General features: G+C 49.3%; 12 protein-coding genes. 5 read left to right on the top strand and 7 right to left on the bottom strand.

Annotated features, from left to right (window positions below):
* Positions 1-24 precede the first annotated feature (24 nt).
* Positions 25-2,826, top strand: coding sequence for a PAS domain-containing hybrid sensor histidine kinase/response regulator (locus G499_RS0104260; protein WP_026998918.1), 2,802 nt, complete (start codon positions 25-27; stop codon positions 2,824-2,826).
* Positions 2,827-3,077: 251 nt separating this feature from the next.
* Positions 3,078-3,893, top strand: a complete 816-nt coding sequence (locus G499_RS18695; RefSeq protein ID WP_081413636.1) for a YoaK family protein — start codon at positions 3,078-3,080, stop codon at positions 3,891-3,893.
* Here the strand turns inward: G499_RS18695 and era are convergent.
* From era to G499_RS0104240, 3 genes are all read right to left on the bottom strand, one after another.
* Complete coding sequence (gene era / locus G499_RS0104250) at positions 3,868-4,782, bottom strand: GTPase Era (RefSeq protein ID WP_051295901.1); 915 nt, start codon at positions 4,780-4,782, stop codon at positions 3,868-3,870. The two genes, G499_RS18695 and era, sit on opposite strands and share 26 nt — an antisense overlap.
* 135 nt (positions 4,783-4,917) lie before the next feature.
* Positions 4,918-5,835 (bottom strand): DUF4846 domain-containing protein, encoded by a 918-nt coding sequence (locus tag G499_RS0104245; protein WP_081413659.1) that lies wholly within the window; start codon positions 5,833-5,835, stop codon positions 4,918-4,920.
* 65 nt (positions 5,836-5,900) lie between these two features.
* Positions 5,901-7,109 carry an NAD(P)-dependent oxidoreductase gene (locus tag G499_RS0104240; RefSeq protein WP_026998915.1) on the bottom strand — a complete coding sequence of 403 codons (1,209 nt, stop codon included), beginning with the start codon at positions 7,107-7,109 and terminating at the stop codon, positions 5,901-5,903.
* A gap of 392 nt (positions 7,110-7,501) precedes the next feature.
* Between G499_RS0104240 and G499_RS18690 the strand changes: the two genes are divergently transcribed.
* Positions 7,502-8,998, top strand: coding sequence for a thiolase C-terminal domain-containing protein (locus tag G499_RS18690; RefSeq protein WP_051295900.1), 1,497 nt, complete (start codon positions 7,502-7,504; stop codon positions 8,996-8,998).
* Positions 8,999-9,146: 148 nt separating this feature from the next.
* On the opposite strand, the gene G499_RS18685 is transcribed toward G499_RS18690, so the two are convergent.
* Positions 9,147-10,853, bottom strand: coding sequence for an acyl-CoA dehydrogenase family protein (locus G499_RS18685; protein WP_051295899.1), 1,707 nt, complete (start codon positions 10,851-10,853; stop codon positions 9,147-9,149).
* A gap of 156 nt (positions 10,854-11,009) precedes the next feature.
* On the bottom strand, positions 11,010-11,984 hold the full coding sequence (locus tag G499_RS0104220) for an NADPH:quinone oxidoreductase family protein (protein WP_026998914.1): 975 nt from the start codon (positions 11,982-11,984) through the stop codon (positions 11,010-11,012).
* A 398-nt stretch (positions 11,985-12,382) separates the two neighbouring features.
* Here G499_RS0104220 and G499_RS0104215 point away from each other — a divergent pair, with 398 nt between their 5' ends.
* On the top strand, positions 12,383-13,357 hold the full coding sequence (locus G499_RS0104215) for a peptidoglycan DD-metalloendopeptidase family protein (protein WP_026998913.1): 975 nt from the start codon (positions 12,383-12,385) through the stop codon (positions 13,355-13,357).
* 251 nt (positions 13,358-13,608) lie between these two features.
* Positions 13,609-14,955, top strand: coding sequence for an APC family permease (locus G499_RS0104210; protein WP_026998912.1), 1,347 nt, complete (start codon positions 13,609-13,611; stop codon positions 14,953-14,955).
* A 424-nt stretch (positions 14,956-15,379) separates the two neighbouring features.
* Here G499_RS0104210 and sucD read toward each other — a convergent pair whose 3' ends face one another.
* Together sucD and G499_RS18680 are read right to left on the bottom strand one after the other, a co-directional pair.
* The gene (sucD, locus tag G499_RS0104205; RefSeq protein ID WP_026998911.1) at positions 15,380-16,255 is read right to left on the bottom strand and encodes a succinate--CoA ligase subunit alpha; all 876 of its coding nucleotides are present in this window, start codon (positions 16,253-16,255) and stop codon (positions 15,380-15,382) included.
* A 100-nt stretch (positions 16,256-16,355) separates the two neighbouring features.
* Positions 16,356-17,252, bottom strand: coding sequence for a DnaJ C-terminal domain-containing protein (locus tag G499_RS18680; RefSeq protein WP_051295898.1), 897 nt, complete (start codon positions 17,250-17,252; stop codon positions 16,356-16,358).
* Positions 17,253-17,254: the final 2 nt, after the last annotated feature.

Here is a 17,254-nt window from a genome sequence, read left to right as displayed (position 1 = left end):
ATTAGATGAGTTTGGATAATTCCTATGACAGATAGCCGGTTTAGCCCTTTTTACTTGGAAAAAACCAAGCAGCAAACACGCCAGCTTGCCAACACTATGGAGCGCTATTTGGTTGCCCAACCACTAGAGAGCGCTCCTAGCGCTGAGGTGTGGTGGCAAGGTGTGTATGAGCTCTTGGCACAGTCAAGTGTGGCTGAGGATACCTGCTGGGCCTTACTCAGCGAGCAAGGGCTTGTGTTGGGGCTAAATAGCGCCTTGGCCGGCTATCTGGGGCAGCCTGCCGAAGCTTGGGAGGGCAAACCCTTGGCGCGCCTAGCAGCCAACCCTCTTTGGCGCAAAGGAGCACGACTGCTCCCCCGCTGGATGCGCCGCCACAAAGGCACATTGGTATGGCTCGAAACCCTGCCCGACAATCGCGTGCGCCGCTGGGAATGTAGCCCTATCTATGTATCCAAAGACACTTCCATCACTTATCTACAGATTATCGGCTATACCCTAGGGCTGAGCATCGCCCCCGAACAAACATACGAGGCCGCTCAAGACCTTTTTGAGATTGCTCAAGAAGGTATCCTGCTCTACGACCAACAAGGGAAAATCTTGACCCTCAATCAAGCCGCCGAACATATCACTGGCTACAGCAAGGATGCCCTGGTGACACGCCCTATAGGCCAACTTATCAGCCCCAAAACCGCTCAACGCCAACGCCGCATCTACCGGAAAGACAATCAAAAGTATATCGCCCTCGAAATCAAACACGGAGGCGCTGCCAAAAAATATGTTGAGGCCAGCCTACGACCCTATCGCTACGGCGATGCGCTCGTAAACCTAGTTACTTTTTGGGACATTACCGAGCAAGAGCACACCCTAGAGCAACTACGCCAAAACGAAGAGCGCTACCGCCTGTTGGTCGAAAATGCCAGCGACCTTATCTACAAAGTAGATGTACAAGGACGCTGTACCTATACCAATCCGGCTATTCAGAAAATACTCGGCTACCAAGAAGAGGAGTTTCTCGGGGTAGAGAATATCTTTACGCTCTTGCGCGAAGATTACCTGCTTTTTATCCAAGGATTTTATAAAGAGCAACTCCAACAAGGCCGCAGCAATACCTACATAGAGTTGCCCTTTTATCACAAAGAAAAGCGCCGGACTGTATGGCTAGGCCAAAGCGCCCACCTCACCTATGATGCCGACAAGCAGCCTTATTTTCAAATGTTGGCCCGAGACATCACCAGCCGACGTACAGTAGAGTATGAGCTACGGCGTGCCAAACAGACCATCGAAGAATCTATCGCCGAAAAAGAGCGCTTTATCTCTATTGTGGGGCATGAAATACGCACGCCTCTTCAAGCCATTATGGGGCTGACAGAGTTGATGCTCTCCGAAGAACAAAACCCCGAACACGTAGAGTTTTTACAGTCTATTCTCTTTTCGGCCAACAACTTGGTAACGCTTATCCAAGATTTGCTTGACTTCAGCAGTCTTGACTCGGGTAAGTTCAAGTTTTCGCAAGTAGTATTTGATTTGCCACACCTCTTCAAGCGCCTCAAACACGGCTTTATGCTCAAAGCCCGCGAAAACCGCAATGACCTACTGATTCAGATAGACCCACAAGTGCCGCATCATCTCGTGGGCGACTCGGCTAGGCTGATTCAGATTTTGTTCAACCTGATTGGCAATGCACTCAAATTTACCAAAGACGGACACGTCAAGGTCGATGTCCGCCTTGATTCCAAAACTGATACCCAAGCTGAAGTAGTGTTCAAAATAGCAGACACCGGCATTGGTATTCCCGAAGATAAAATCAGCCGCATATTTGATTATTTCACCCAAGCCTCACCCGATATTTTTAAGCGTTATGGCGGTAGTGGGCTAGGCCTAGGCATTACCAAAGCCCTGATAGAGCGCCAAAACGGCAGTATTCACGTCCAAAGCCGCGAAGGAATAGGTAGCGTGTTTACGGTCAAATTGCCTTTTGAAATCGCCCCGGGCGGTGTGGCTGGAGAAGCAGAGCTACCCCCAAAACGCAACCCCGAGGTGCTCCAAGGTAGACGAATCTTGGTTGCAGAAGACAATGTGATGAACCAAAAAATCATCAACAAACTGTTGAGCAAATGGGGGATAGTGGTCGACTTGGTCGATACCGGCGCTGCCGTAGCCGATAGCATCCAGCAAGAGGCTTATGACTTGGTGTTGCTCGATATCCAACTACCGATAATGAACGGATACGAAGTAGCCCAACAAATTCGTACTGAGCAACTGCTGCCCCAAACTACTTCTATCTTGGCCATGTCAGCAGCCTCCGACGAGGAAACAGTCCGCAGAGCCCTGCAATCAGGGATGAATGGTTTTATCAAAAAACCTTTTCACGTAGAAGAACTCAAAAACAAACTGATAGATACGCTCATTCACCTGCCGCTGACCGGCAATGCGCAGGGGCTCAACGGGAAAGAGCTTGTGGCTTCACCAAGCCAAGGCAGTGTCCGATATGTGGATTTTGAATATCTCAATGACCTTACTGACGGAAGCCAAGAGCTGTGTGAGGAAATCAGCCGTATTTTTATAGAAAATGCGCCACAGGCCATTGAAGCAATGCGCCAGAGCCTGAGCCAAGAACACTTTGAGCAACTCCGCAAGCAGGCACACAAGGCCCGCCCGCTTTTCCATACCATTGGGGTACACCAAGCCAACGAATTGCTCAGCGAAATAGAAGGTTATCGCCAAACCCCGCCAGACCTTGCTTTTCTGAGCGAAAGACTCGAAGCCATTGCCCAAATCTACACTCAAGTATGTGTAGAACTGGAGGATTGGAAAAAAAATGTTTAAACACCCAAACATTTTCCTGACTTGTCGAGTTTTTAAATCAGGTTTTCATAATTGTAAGTTTTTGATTAGTTAGGTTTCATAGACGCTTGTAGCATTGCTGTAAGCGTCTATTTTTGTAATTGGAGGATGCTCACTATATTATTTTAGCGGGTTTAGGATTGGGTAGGGAGCCAAAACGGTATGGTTTTGGTTTTCATAACAACACACACACCATTAAGCCAAAGATTAGGCGATAAAACTAGACAAACACCGTGGGATTATTTGACTCCAGAGGAAAAGACCGTAGCCTTTCACACAATCTTAGCCTAGCGTCCTTGCTGTCGTTGGCTGCCGGAGCTGTCAATTCTGCTAGTTGGTTTGCATTCCAAGAGCTGACCACCAACGTAACCGGGCACGCCGCCTTGCTCTCCAACCACTTGGTGGCTAGAGAATGGGAGTTGGTAGAGCTGAAAATCTTGTTGTTGCTCTTGTTTGTGTTGGGCGCATTTACCAATACTGTCATCATCGAAGCAATGAGTAAACGCTACCAACGTTATGCGCATACCCCTTCTCTGGTCATTGAAATGGCTATTTTATTATTTATAGCTACCTACGGAGGCTACCTACACTACAACCATTATAGCCCCGCCATTGTACAGCTCCTAGCCGGAAGCCTGCTTTTTGCGATGGGGCTTCAGAACGCCATGGTTACAACGCTTTCGGGCGCAGTCGTACGTACGACACACTTGACGGGGTTGTTCACCGATATGGGAATCAATCTGGCCAAGCGCTTCGTACACCGCGACAAGAGCATTGGCTCCAAGCTCATCTTGCAGTTTAGCATTGTGGGCGGGTTTTTATCGGGCGGGATTTTGGGCGCTTTTTTGTTTTCTAAGTTTTTGTACAATGCCTACTACTTTCCGCTGATGGTGCTTTTGGGGACATTGCTCTTTGATGTAATCAATTTCCGAGCACCCATCTACAAGGCTCAGCAACTGCTGCCCTTTGATATTATCAAGCCCCCCGAAGCCCCTTCTGCCAGCGATACCGACCACAGTAACCCTAGTAGCCCAAACGCTTCAGCGTAGTTTTCTTACGCCGCCAGTCTGGCTCTACCTTCACATATAGCTCCAGAAATATCTGTTTGCCAAAAAAAGCTTCCAAGCTTTTGCGTGCGCGGATACCGACCTGCTTGAGCGCTTCTCCTTTTTTGCCAATCAAGATTCCCTTTTGGCTGTCGCGCTCTACCCATATTTCGCTATGGATGCGGATAATGTCTGGCTCTTCTTTGAAAGCAGCTACCACTACCTCGCAGCTGTAGGGGATTTCTTGTTGATAGAGTTCAAAAATTTTCTCCCGAATAATTTCAGAAGCAAAGAAGCGCTCGGTTTTGTCACTCAACTCATCAGGAGGGAAAAACGGCGGGTGCTCAGGGATGCGGGCCAATATTTGCCCCATCACTACTTCTGTACCGAAGCCATTGAGCGCAGATAAAGGCAACACCGGCGCACTAGGAAAAGCGGCTTGCCACTGTGCGGCCTTGATTTCTAGCTTTTCTTGGTCGAGCAAATCTATCTTATTGAGCAACACCAAGATGGGTGTGCTGATGCCTTGTAGGCGCTCGACAACCACATTACCCTCGGGGCTGTCTTCAGGATCTACCACAAACAAGACCACATCAGCATCTTCTAAAGCACTACTGACAAACTCCATCATCGACTCGTGGAGCGCGTATTTGGGTTCTATAATGCCCGGCGTATCAGAGTATACCAGCTGATACTCATCTCCGCTGATAATGCCCATAATTCGATGGCGGGTAGTTTGGGCCTTGGGGGTAATGATAGAAAGGCGCTCGCCAACGAGCTGGTTCATCAGGGTAGATTTGCCTACATTGGGCTTGCCCACAATGCTGATAAACCCTGCTTTATAGTGTGGAGGGAAGCCGTCGATAGGCATTCCGGTGTTCGGTGATTCCATAAGATATTGAGACAGTTCGAGGCTGCTAGGCGGCAACAGCGGATAGAATGGGCGGCAAATTACGCAGAAAATCAGTGCATTGCCAACAGTAGGGCTACATTTATCAGGCAAGCGCCTCAAAACATCCTCTTGGAGCTACTCCCCGGCAAAGCGCTTCAGGTTACTGCGGTCAAACGTCCATTCTTCAATCTGTATTTTTGGATTCAACTCTGTGAGGCTATACCAAGGGCTGAGCGTGGGGGTGTTTCGGTTGCGCACGAGGTGCATATCCTGTGCGGGGCGGGCACTCTGCATTAGCAAGAAAATATACTCCCCTGTTTGGGGGTTTTGGGCCAAATCAACCAAGAGCATCGCGTGCCCGGGAAAGCCGCCACGAATGAGTACATCGCCTATTTGTGGTGGCGCACCAAGCGGCACTGTTATCAGCTCACGCTCTAAGGAGAAGGTACCGGCATAATAAAAAACCAAGTCCAAATATTTTCTAAAGTTGGGATATGAGCCGTCATAGTCAACCTCTTTACGCCATACAATTTGTCCCCGTTGCTCATAAGCACGGTAACCTTCGCGCCATTGTTGGTAGACGGCCGGTTGGCCATTGGTAAAGTTGAAGCGAATCTGGTCGTGTGCTTGGCTTTGATAGAGGTATTCGGCGCGCAAACGGATGACAGCATCGGCACACTGTTGCAAGTTCTGACTGCCCACATCAATATCCAAGACCCTAAAACCAAAGCTTTGATCGGGTTTGCGTTGGCCATTGTGGAGGTAAATCGTGGTATCGGGCTTGAGTCTGAAATGCCGCAGATAGTGTGCAAAACTAGCCTCATCAACGGCTACCCGTTCAAACCCATCGGGTAAAGGAATTTCGCCAATCTGGGAAGCCTCCCAGATGCTTTTTTGAACAGCGGGTAACACTGGCTCAGGGCTGTACTGAGGCCATACAGCAGGCAAGGAGCTATCGTCAAGTGCCTGTGCTTGTAATGGCACTTGCCCCGCCCAACCAATCCATAAACAAAACCATACCCCCCCTGACAAAAGGTTCAAAATTGCACGCATAACATTCATTCTACAAAGTATGAGGCAAAGATAACCAAAAAATCAGGGGCGGTAAAGACGCAGCCTTATGCAGTCTCAAAACCATCAACATAAGCCTGTAAATAGTCAAAAGCAGGCGTGAGTTGGCCTTGGGCAGCGATGGTGGCGCGGCGCAGCATCGGCGTATCTTGCTCTTGAATAAGGGCAGGCATGACGTGTTGGCACAGCTGTGTTCCAAACATATCCGAAGCATCGAGCGGCAACTCGCTGGGGAGATTGTCAATCGCCATGACCGTCAGGTGTTTGTCATCGCTACAAGGCGCTGCCTCCATAGCCGTGCTCAAGTCCACGTCATATAGCGGGGCAGCAATGCTAGAAGTACGCAAGGTAGTAGGGATAGAACCATCTACATCACAGGTAATGTCGGCAATAAGCCGGATGCGAAAGTCCCCTCGGCGGGTATCTGTCCAACTAAAAAGCGGGGCGGCTTGAGGATGCCAGAAATGCGCACTGATCAGCAGGTCAGTCTGTGACCAAAAACGCTCAAAAGCAGGCATAAACAACTGCGGCTGGGTATAGAAATCAGCCCCCAGCCCCGGTTTTTTGGGTTGATAATAATCCGAAGAGCGCAATTGTACAAACACCGGCTCTTGGAAAGTTTGCCCGCAATACTCCGCCACCGACACCTGTCGAATACCCGCTGCACGCAATACTTCGATAGCCCCATTGGCTACTTTTCCTGCTCCGGTGAGGGCTATTTTGAGATTAGGTAGGCGTAGTTTGGTGTACTCTGTTTGGAGATCTGCATAATCGATACATTCGTGGGCGCGCCTAAGTTGGTAGCGTCGGCTGCGTTGGCCATAAGCCCAAAGTGCATTATAAGCTCCTACAATACCCGCAAAACGACCAAAAGCAACTACCCGTTGCCCTGATTCGTCGGTCAGGCATTCATAATCAATCAGGCGTACCCCTTGCCGCAGTATGGCCTGTAGCAAAGCCCTGTTGTGTGCTTGTGCCTTAATGGTATGCGAAAAAAAGAGATAGGTCTTTTGGGGTAATAGCTGCGGAATAGGTACTTCTTTGACCCCAAACAACACCTCACAGTCACTCAGGTCTTCTTGTAACAAAACCCCTGCTTGTTGATAGGCTTCATCCGAGATACAACGAATAGTAGAAGGCTGCACCACAATTTGACACTGTGGGTAGTACGATTGTAGTTGTTGACAATGATGGGGCAGTAAGGCTACACGGCTGTCGGGCGGAACCTTGCCCTCGCGGATAATTCCAATCTTCATAATTTGTTTAGCAGTATTGTTAGGTATAAGAGCTTGTCTAAAATTCTCTTCATCGACACCAAAACGCCGCTTTTTAGCTGCTACTTCGTTAAAAATGCTCGATGTAGCCCTCCCACGATTAAAATCGTGGGCTGAACATAAGGCCTGCGCTTTTTGCCTAGTATCCGCACAAAAATCAGCTGTTTTGAGTGCCGCGCTGAAAATTTAGACAAACTCTAAGGGTTTATACACGAATCTGGCTGTGTATAAATCCTATGATTTTTGCACAAGAACGTGTTTTTTGAGCATTATTACAAGTTGTTGATCCGCTAACTCACCCAACCTGATAAGCCAAACAACAAGGAAATTATTATTTTTGCCCATCAACGTAAACTAACACTACTTTGGGTCTTATGAATAACAACACCCCCATTCTGGTCGCGGCTGCCCAATTGGTACAGCGCTTCACTACAGGCGAAATGCCCCAACATCCCTTAGCATTGATGGAAAAAGCCGCTCGTCAGGCTTTAGACACCTTACCCAAGAGCATCAGCTCGCAAATTGACAGCCTTCAGGTAGTCAATGTTTTTTCGTATACCTACAAAGATGCACCCCGAGCCCTAGCCGAGCAGCTCGCACTACAGCCCAGCGCTTTTGTATACTCCGAAATAGGAGGCAACACCCCGCAGTATCTGGTCAACCAAGCTGCCCTTGCCTTGGCTCAGGGCAAGGCCAAGGCTGTGCTCATTACAGGCGCAGAGGCTATGTATGGCTATTCTAAGGCTATGCGCAGCGGGCTAAAGCTGGATTGGCCGGCCAAAGCCGCTCCCGAATACATCAACGGCTCACAGCGGCTCGGCTCCACAGAGCTAGAAAACAGCTACGACCTCTATTTGCCTACCAATATGTATCCCCTTTTTGAGACCGCACTAGAGGCTGAACCAGGCTATGATATCGCCAAAATAGGGGCGCTGTATGCCCGATTTTCAGAAGTAGCCGCCCAAAATCCGTATGCTTGGACACAGGAGCGCTATAGCCCTGAGCAGATTGTCAGCCCTAGCGACGACAACCGCTACATCGCCTACCCCTATACCAAACGGCTCACTGCCAATATCAATACCGACCAGGCCGCCGCTGTGGTAATGACTACGGTAGGGCTGGCGCGCCAACTAGGCATTGATGAGGCTCAATGGGTATATCTTAGAGGAGGAGCAGCAGCCAATGATGTATGGGAGGTAAGCGCACGCCCCAATTTGGCTGAATCGCCGGCGATTGCCTATGCAGCCCAACAGGCGCTCCAACAAGCCGGAAGCCGTCTCGAAGACATCGATGCTTTTGACCTTTATAGTTGTTTTCCCTCTGCCGTGCAGATAGCCCTAAAAGCCATCGGACTCACGATAGACGATCCACGCCCGCTCAGTCTCACAGGTAGCTTGGCCTATTTTGGAGGGCCGGGAAATAACTACTCCCTACACGCAATCGCCACAGCCGTAGAGCGACTACAACAGGGCACACACCAACAGGTGATGGTTACGGCATTGGGTTGGTTTGTTACCAAACACGCCATAGGGGTGTATGGCAAAAAACCCGGGCTACAAGCCTGGGAAAACTATGACCCACAAACTGACATCGAGGCTCAAAACCAAATTGATGCCTCGGCCTGGATGAGTGCCCAAGCTGAATATACCGGCGAAATGCAAGTAGAGGCTTACAGCCTTTTGTTTAACCGCAATGGGCAGCCTGAAAAAGCCATCGTCCTAGGGCGGATTGGCGAAAAGCAACGCACCTTGGCCATCCTCAATGCCGAAACACTGGATTTGACAACCTTGCCCACCTACCAACTTGTTGGAAAAAAAATACAGGTAGCATACCAAGTTGAAAAGAAACGCAACTTTGTTGTAAAATGCTAAGTGCTTGTTTAAGTAGGTTATGCGTAACGCTTACGCTTTTTACTGAGTAACAGTACAAAATCAGTTGTGTTGAGTGCCAAGGTGAAAGTCTAAACAAGCGTTTCAAGGCGCAGTCATCCCAATAATTTGGGATGACTCAACTTGATATTTAAAACTCCCATCCAATCAGCGTATCAATCTCTGCTACTGAGCGGGGAGCTTTGGGTTGTAGGCTGGAGGGGGTAAAATAACGCGTTACGGCTTCTTCAAGGGCAATGCGTATCCAAACACTGCTCTGGCTGTCTTCATAACGCAGCATCGCCACCACAGCATAGAGCTTGGTCAAGCGCTCAAACAGGGGCTTGGCTGTTGTCTCGATGATTTCCTGAGGCTGGCGGAACAGTTCCTTGGCCACAGCCTGAATTTCCTGTAGTTGGGCAGCTAAAACGGCTTCGTGTACTCCGGCCTTGGGCAACAAGGCGGCAATTTCGGCGCACATTACCCCAAAGCCATTCGATTTGAGCGAAGCCCGCAGCATATCCAAGGTCATAATATTGCCTGCTCCCTCCCAAATGGGCAGTACCATCGCATCGCGCATGAGTTTGGGCATCACGCCATCTTCGATATAGCCGATGCCGCCCATCAGCTCCATCGACTCTCTGATGCTATACACGCTGTGCTCTGCGGTCGATTTTTTGACCATGGGTGTCAGCAGCCTGATGAGTTCGGCCTCCTGTTCGTGGCCGTTGTCGGCAGCATCGAGCGCCTCAATGGCGCGCCAAGTAAGGTAAAACTGCATCAGGTGGAGTGTCCCTAGTTCGGCCATTTTTTCGCGAATGAGGGCGTGTTCGAGCGCAGACTTACCAAAAGTAGTACGGTATTTCAAAAACTGATACACTTCTATGAGCGCACGCCGACTGCCCCCCATGGCGGCTACGGCGTTGTAGAGGCGTGAGAGGTTAATCATATCTGTCATAATCTTGAACCCTTGCCCCTCCTCACCTATGAGCTTGCCCCAAGTGTCTGTCAAGATACACTCTGCACTGGCCATAGAGCGTACGCCTAGTTTGTCCTTGAGGCGGATGATGTTCATCTCGTTCTTGCTGCCGTCAGGTTTTTGTTTTTCTACCAAAAAAATACCGAGACCACGTGTGCCTTCTGCTGCACCTTCGGGGCGGGCGAGGGCAAAAATGATTTCGGCATTGGCATTGCTACAAAACCATTTTTCACCATTGAGGAGGTAGTAGTCGCCTTGGTGTGGGGTAGCACGGACAATATTGGCTCCCACATCCGAGCCGCCAGCTTTTTCGGTCAGGAACATCGCCCCTGTAAAAAGCGCTTCGACCTTGTCGGTGTAGATACGGGGCAGCAGCCGCGCCTTGTCCTCCGTGCTGCAGTAGCGGTCGATGAGCCGCGCCACGCCATCGGTCATACACAAGGGGCAGTAGAGGCCGCTCTCGCTCATGGCATACAGAAAACCGGTAGAAAAGCCCAGCCGGTGCAGCTCAGGAGCAAAGCGCTCTCGCAAAGATGGCTCCCACTTAACCCGAAACATATCCGAGTCTACGGCGATGCGCTTGAGTGCGTCATAGGCCGGATGAAACTGAATCTCGTTGGTATCGCGGCCATAAAAATCGCGCTTCACCAACACTGGGCCTTGCTTGTCGGCGGTGAGCGAAAGGGGGTTCATCTCACCAGCTGCTGCCTCGCCCAAGGCTTGTAGCTTAGGCTGCATATGGGCATAGCCTTCGGCAGAGGTGCGGGTTTGGAGAAAATGCCGCAAGGGCAAATCGCTCTCAAAATAGTTGGTACTGACGCGAAAATCTTCACGTAGGACCTGGTTCTTGTTGAGGGAAATAAGACTTTGGGTAGACATAGGGTTCGAGAAGTAGGAGTAAGGAGAGGGCCGACAAAGGTGCTCTCTGTTATTTGACAATAATTTATACCAAGATTCACAAGATTTGATTTTCTTGATTATCAAGGATTTTCAATAGATGTATTTTTCCAAACTAATTTTGATTAGGTATATTCATCAGATAGTTACGACCACCTTTCCGATGGCTTGGCGGTTGGCCAACACCTTGAGTGCCTCAGGGGCTTGGGCTAAGGGCAGCGCCTGCGAGACGTGTGGCTTGATATGCCCTTGTTGGTACCATTGCAGCAGTTCCATCAGCGAGCCGAGCAATACCTGCGGGTTGCGTTTGCTGTAGGCTCCCCAGAACACTCCCACGGCAGCCGCGTTTTTGAGCAGCAGCAAGTTGGTAGGCACTTCGGGGATGCGGCCTCCGGCAAAACCGATGACCAGCAGGCGGCCTTCCCAAGCAATGACCTTGAGCGATTTGTCGAACACATCGCCACCTACGGGGTCAAACACAAGGTCTACCCCACGGCCTTGGGTAATGGCCTTGGTCTGTTCTACAAAGTCAGTTTCGACATAATTAATCAAGTGGGCAGCGCCTTTTTCTTTGGCGGCGGCCAGTTTTTCGGCAGTGCTGGCCGTAGCGATGACTGTAGCCCCAAGGTGCCGAGCAATGTCGATGGCCGCCAAGCCAACGCCGCCGCCCGCTCCGTGAACGAGGAGTGTGTCTTTGGCCTTGATATTTCCACGGTGTTTGAGCGCCACGTGTGCCGTCCCGTAGACGATTGTAAAGGCAGCCGCTTCTTCAAAGCTCATGCTGTCGGGGATGGGCAAGGCCATCATCGCCGGCGTGCAGACCAACTCGGCCAGCCCGCCTGTTTCGCAAAGCGCAATTACCCTTGCCCCGGGCTTCAAGTGAGTAACCCCTTCGCCTACAGCCTCTACTACACCGGCTACTTCGCCACAAGGAATAAACGGAAAGGGAGGCTTTGCTTGGTATTTACCCGCAATCATCAGTACATCAGGATAATTGATGCCCACGGCTTTGATAGCCACACGCACCTCGCCCGGCTTAGGCTCGGGGGCGCTGATGTCTTCCAATACGAGGTCGTCGGGAGTGCCCCATTGTTTACACAAAAATGCTTTCATAAAAATCGAGTAGGTTGTTTTAAAGTCATTTGAGTACTCAAGATGCGCATTTTAGCTCGGAATCGCAAATAGGAAACGTACAATATGCCAAGTGCTTCTGATAGGACGTTTGCTTCCAAAACAGGGGGAAACCAACGGGAAATCATACCCCCTAGTTGCGGCCAAAACCTGAGCTGTTTTCAGGTTTTTACCGTAAAATGAGCCTTAAACAGCTGTTTTGAAGGGGTTTTAAAAAATATTGTAAAATTTCTTCTGGTTTTTAGCATAATAGGTATTAACTTTGTCGTTGCTATGTTGGGGGAGGTCTAAACAACCTCACTCAACCCCTTCGACAGGTGGTTAATCGAAAAAAAACAAACACTCGTCGAATTTTTAAGTTGGATTTATTCTCACAATTTATGGCAAGAGTAAAGTATTACTACGACACAGAGACCTGTAAGTATGAAGTAGTGAAAGTTCGCCCGGTCGACATAGTCCTCAACCTTTTAGGCTTTGTTACCTTATCTGTGATTTTTGCCCTCGGCATGACGCTTATCTTCAGCCGATACTACAAAACCGACCAAGAGATTGTGTTGAAAAAGAAAAACGAGGAGTTGTTGATGCACTACAAGCTAATCAAAAAACAACTCACCGAAGTCAACGAAATGTTGACCGCCCTTCAAAAACGCGACGATAATATCTACCGAGTTATCTTTGAAGCCGAGCCTATTCCCGCCTCTGTGCGCAATGCCGGTACTGGTGGCGTAAACCGCTACGAAGATTTGCTCAAAAAAGGCCTACAAGAAGAAGACCTCATCGTGGGGACTTTCCAAAAGATAGACGAGCTAAAACGCAAGATGTATGTACAGAGCAAATCTTATGATGAAATCTCGATGCTAGTCAAAAACAAATCCAAAATGTTGGCCTCTATCCCCGCCATTCAGCCCATCAACAACAAACAACTAACACGCCTCAGCTCTGGTTTTGGCGTACGGATGCACCCCATTTATAAGGTGGCACAGTTTCATCCTGGGGTTGATTTTGCCGCGCCTCACGGCACGCCTATTTATGCTACCGGCGATGGTACCATCACAGAGGCCAAGTTTTCGGGAGGTTATGGCAATGCCGTCAAAATCAATCACGGATATGGATACGAAACTTACTACGCCCATATGTCGGCCTTTGCGGTGCGCCCTGGCCAAAAGGTAAAGCGCGGCGAGTTAATTGGGTATGTAGGCAACACAGGTTTCTCCACTGCTCCTCACTTACACTACGAGGTGTTTTACAATGGCGAGTGGGTCAACCCTGTATATTACTTCTTCAACGACCTCAAGCCCGACGAGTATCAGAAGATTTTGGAGTTGGCCTCTATCGAAAACCAGTCTTTGTCCTAAATCTGTCGGCAAGCTGATTTGCCAAAGCAATATCTCCGTTAGCATTAGTCGGAGAAATATGGGCACTGAAAATCAAGAAAATCAAACGCTGTGAATCCTCAAGTCAAGTGAATCTTGATATAAAATGTGTATACTTGTGGCGGCCTTAGAGCCGCCTTTATCTTTTGTATACGCAATCAAAGTTGATTTGGAGATGTGGGTACTGAAAATCAAGAAAATCAAGGTATAACTATTCAACAAAACGGAGCAAAATGAACCAAAACCTCTCTACAGCCAAAGTGAGTTTTTATACGGCTGTATCTTTAGTAGTGGCCAATATGATTGGCGCAGGTGTATTTACGAGTTTGGGCTACCAAGTACTGGGAGGGGTTACGAATACGTTCCCGCTATTGATGCTTTGGTTGGTTGGGGGGATAGTGGCGCTCTGTGGTGCGCTGAGCTATGGAGAGCTAGCCGGGATGATGCCCCGCTCAGGCGGTGAGTACCATTTTTTGTCTAAGATTTATCATCCTGCCTACGGCTTTTTGTCAGGTTGGGCTTCGATGTGGGTAGGCTTTGCCGCACCTATTGCGCTCTCGGCGATGGCCTTAGGGCGTTATGTTTCGGCGGTATTTCCGGCCTTACCGGAGCAAGCCGTCGCGCTGAGTGTGTTGGTACTGATTACACTCATCCACGCCACAGACCTGAAGCTAGGCAGTATTTTCCAGATATTTTCTACCAGTGTCAAAGTAACACTTATCATCGTTTTTATTGGCCTAGGGCTATTGCTTACCCCTGAGCCACAGCCTGTCAATCTGTTGCCCGTTACTGGTGATTGGAGTATGATTTTCAGCGGCGGCTTTGCTGTTTCATTGGCTTTTGTGTCTTTTGCCTATTCGGGTTGGAATGCCTCGGCCTACTTGGCTACTGAGATTGAAAACCCACAGCGTAACGTACCTCGCTCACTATTTTTGGGTACTTTGGCAGTGATGATAGCCTATTTGCTGCTCAACTTTGTATTTTTGTATACTGTTCCGGCGGCGGTATATGGCGCAGAGCAGGCCAAGCTCGGTACCTCACTCGAAGTAGGCTATGTATCAGCACAGATGTTCTTGGGTGGTGTGGGTAGCCAAGTAATGGGGATGGTCATTGCTTTGCTCCTGATTTCGTCTATCAGTGCGATGGTGTTTGCCGGTCCTCGGGTTACGCAAGTAATGGGGCAAGACCTTCACCTACTGCGTTTTTGGGCGCGTACCAATGCCAAAGGCATTCCCTCTATGGCCATTGTGTTTCAGAGCTTGGTAGCGGCGGTATTGATTTTGACCTCTACTTTCGACCAAGTGCTCTTCGCCATCGCCTTCACACTCGACATCTTTACATTCTCTACCGTATTGGGGGTTTTTGTGATGCGTCTGCGTACCCCAAGCGCCCCACGACCTTATCGCACTTGGGGCTACCCCATAACACCGCTGATTTTCTTGGCGGCTACCGGCTGGACGATGTACTTCATCTTCACCACACGCACCAAGGAATCGCTCGTGGCCTTGGCCATCGTGGGCGCTGGATTGTTGGTGTATCTCATCAATGAGCAAGTCAAACCTAAAACTCAAAACAACTAAGCATCTCCCTACCAACATTGGCTTGGGAAATATAGGTGCTGAACACCCTTGAGCACAAAATAGACCCTTCTGTGGTTGTGGGGCTAAGGTCATTACAACCAATCAAAAATGATTAGGGAAATGAAAACACTTGAGAACAACCAAGTCCCTTTAACCCCTAAATCCTATGAGTCTTAGCGAAAAAAAATCCCTTAGTGATAGGTCTACCTATCACTAAGGGTTGGGGTCGAAGTTTCGGAAGAACCATAAAACAGATTTTGCTATAAGTCTATTCTGATTCATACCCAATCAAATTTGGTCTGAGAATAACAAACCAATAGCCCTCAGTATCTGCTGAGAGCTATTGGTTTAATTTTGGCTTTTCTGTGACTTCTACCCCAAGAAAGCGCTTTGTATCTTGGGTTCACTGAAATGCTCCTTCGGCTTATTTCTTCAAAGCTTCAATCATTGTAGTTCCAATTTCGGCTGGGGTAGACACTACGTGTAGGCCACACTCACGCATAATACGCATTTTGGCCTCTGCCGTATCGTCAGCGCCACCAATAATAGCACCGGCGTGTCCCATACGTTTGCCTTTGGGGGCGGTTTGTCCGGCAATAAAACCAACCACTGGCTTTTTGTTACCATTGGCTTGAATCCAGCGGGCGGCTTCGGCTTCGAGGTTACCCCCAATTTCGCCAATCATGATGATGCCTTCGGTCTCAGGGTCATTCATCAACATCTCAACGGCTTCTTTGGTAGTAGTACCGATGATAGGGTCTCCACCGATACCGATGGCAGTTGTGATTCCCAAACCGGCCTTCACTACTTGGTCTGCGGCTTCGTAAGTCAAGGTTCCTGATTTAGAAACGATGCCGATTTTGCCTTTTTTGAATACAAATCCGGGCATAATTCCTACCTTGGCCTCACCGGGGGTAATTACACCGGGGCAGTTAGGGCCAATAAGGCGGGCATCTTTATCGCGAAGGTATTCTTTGACAGCAATCATATCATTGACAGGGATGCCCTCAGTGATGCAGACAATAACTTTGATGCCAGCGTCGGCAGCTTCCATAATAGCATCAGCAGCAAATGGAGGGGGAACGAAAATAATCGATACATCTGCTCCGGCTTGGTCTACTGCTTCTTTTACAGTATTGAACACAGGACGGTCGAGGTGTGTTTGACCACCTTTGCCCGGCGTTACTCCGCCTACCACTTGGGTGCCGTACTCTATCATTTGGCCGGCGTGGAAGGTGCCTTCAGTACCGGTAAAGCCTTGTACAATGACTTTGGATTGCTTATTAACTAATACGCTCATGAATATACAAGTTTGAGTTGGGTGGTTTTTTTTACAAAAATAGATTTTTTTACCCCTTAAACAAACGTACCCACGGGTTTGTGTGCGTTGGGGGGTAAATTCATTCCTCGGATGCCTTGGCGGTATCTTCAGAAGGCAGACTTTTAAACTGCACTGGGGCTTTTTGTGCCAATTTTTGGACAAGCGTTTGTGCTTCGGGGCTGAGCTGTGTGGGAAGGGCTACTTGGACATTGATGTGTAGATTGCCATACTCGCCAGGCTGCTCATACAGAGGCGCACCGTGCCCCTGAAGCGTCAGGGTGGTGTTGGGCTGTATGCCTGCCGGAATGCTCAGGGGGTGTTCGAAGCCTTCTTTCCAAGAAGGTACTTGCACTTGGCCGCCCAACAAGGCGGTATAGAGGTCTATCGTATAATGGGTATAAAGGTCATTGCCTTGGCGTGTGAAACCGGGCTGTGGGCTAATGTGAATGGTCAACAGGAGGTCGCCACGTTTTTCGGGTTTGGAGCCTTCCCCCCCTTGTCCCTTTATTTTGAGTACTTGCCCGTGGGCGATACCGGGTTTGAGTTGTATGCGCAGCGGCTTGCCTAAGACTTCGATGCGTTGTTGGCTGCCTTCAAGGGCTTCTGCGAGGCTGATGTGCAGTGTTTGGCGGATGTCTTCTCCACGATAATTGACAAGATCATCAACAAAGTTAGTCAGGATATTTTCCCCAAAAATATCTTTGAGGGTCTCTGCTAAGTCTACATTGCCAGTAGCCACCATTTCTTGCATGCGCCGCGTGAGCCGTAGTTGGTCATACTGTGCCCTCTTTTTGGGGTTACTCAATACGTTGTAGGCTTCCGTTATTTGCTTGAAATGTTCTTCGGCGTGGGGGTTGCCGGGGTTGCGGTCGGGGTGTAGCTTTACGGCCAGCTCTCGGTAGGCTTCTTTGATTTGAGTTTGGGTGGCGTTGCGGCTCAGGCCCAATAGTTGGTAGTAGTCTGTAATGGCAGGCATAG

The organism is Eisenibacter elegans DSM 3317 (genome assembly GCF_000430505.1).
Taxonomy (GTDB): domain Bacteria; phylum Bacteroidota; class Bacteroidia; order Cytophagales; family Microscillaceae; genus Eisenibacter; species Eisenibacter elegans.
The sequence above is the reverse complement of the archived record's forward strand: the minus strand, read 5'-3'. Positions and strand labels throughout refer to the sequence as shown.

Excerpts from the sequence above, each read along its gene's own strand:
- G499_RS0104260 (WP_026998918.1), top strand. The coding sequence starts at position 25 with ATGACAGATAGCCGGTTTAGCCCTTTTTACTTGGAAAAAACCAAGCAG.
- era (WP_051295901.1), bottom strand. The coding sequence starts at position 4,782 with ATGGAATCACCGAACACCGGAATGCCTATCGACGGCTTCCCTCCACAC.
- G499_RS0104245 (WP_081413659.1), bottom strand. The coding sequence starts at position 5,835 with ATGCGTGCAATTTTGAACCTTTTGTCAGGGGGGGTATGGTTTTGTTTA.
- G499_RS0104240 (WP_026998915.1), bottom strand. The coding sequence starts at position 7,109 with ATGAAGATTGGAATTATCCGCGAGGGCAAGGTTCCGCCCGACAGCCGT.
- G499_RS18690 (WP_051295900.1), top strand. The coding sequence starts at position 7,502 with ATGAATAACAACACCCCCATTCTGGTCGCGGCTGCCCAATTGGTACAG.
- G499_RS18685 (WP_051295899.1), bottom strand. The coding sequence starts at position 10,853 with ATGTCTACCCAAAGTCTTATTTCCCTCAACAAGAACCAGGTCCTACGT.
- G499_RS0104220 (WP_026998914.1), bottom strand. The coding sequence starts at position 11,984 with ATGAAAGCATTTTTGTGTAAACAATGGGGCACTCCCGACGACCTCGTA.
- G499_RS0104215 (WP_026998913.1), top strand. The coding sequence starts at position 12,383 with ATGGCAAGAGTAAAGTATTACTACGACACAGAGACCTGTAAGTATGAA.
- G499_RS0104210 (WP_026998912.1), top strand. The coding sequence starts at position 13,609 with ATGAACCAAAACCTCTCTACAGCCAAAGTGAGTTTTTATACGGCTGTA.
- sucD (WP_026998911.1), bottom strand. The coding sequence starts at position 16,255 with ATGAGCGTATTAGTTAATAAGCAATCCAAAGTCATTGTACAAGGCTTT.
- G499_RS18680 (WP_051295898.1), bottom strand. The coding sequence starts at position 17,252 with ATGCCTGCCATTACAGACTACTACCAACTATTGGGCCTGAGCCGCAAC.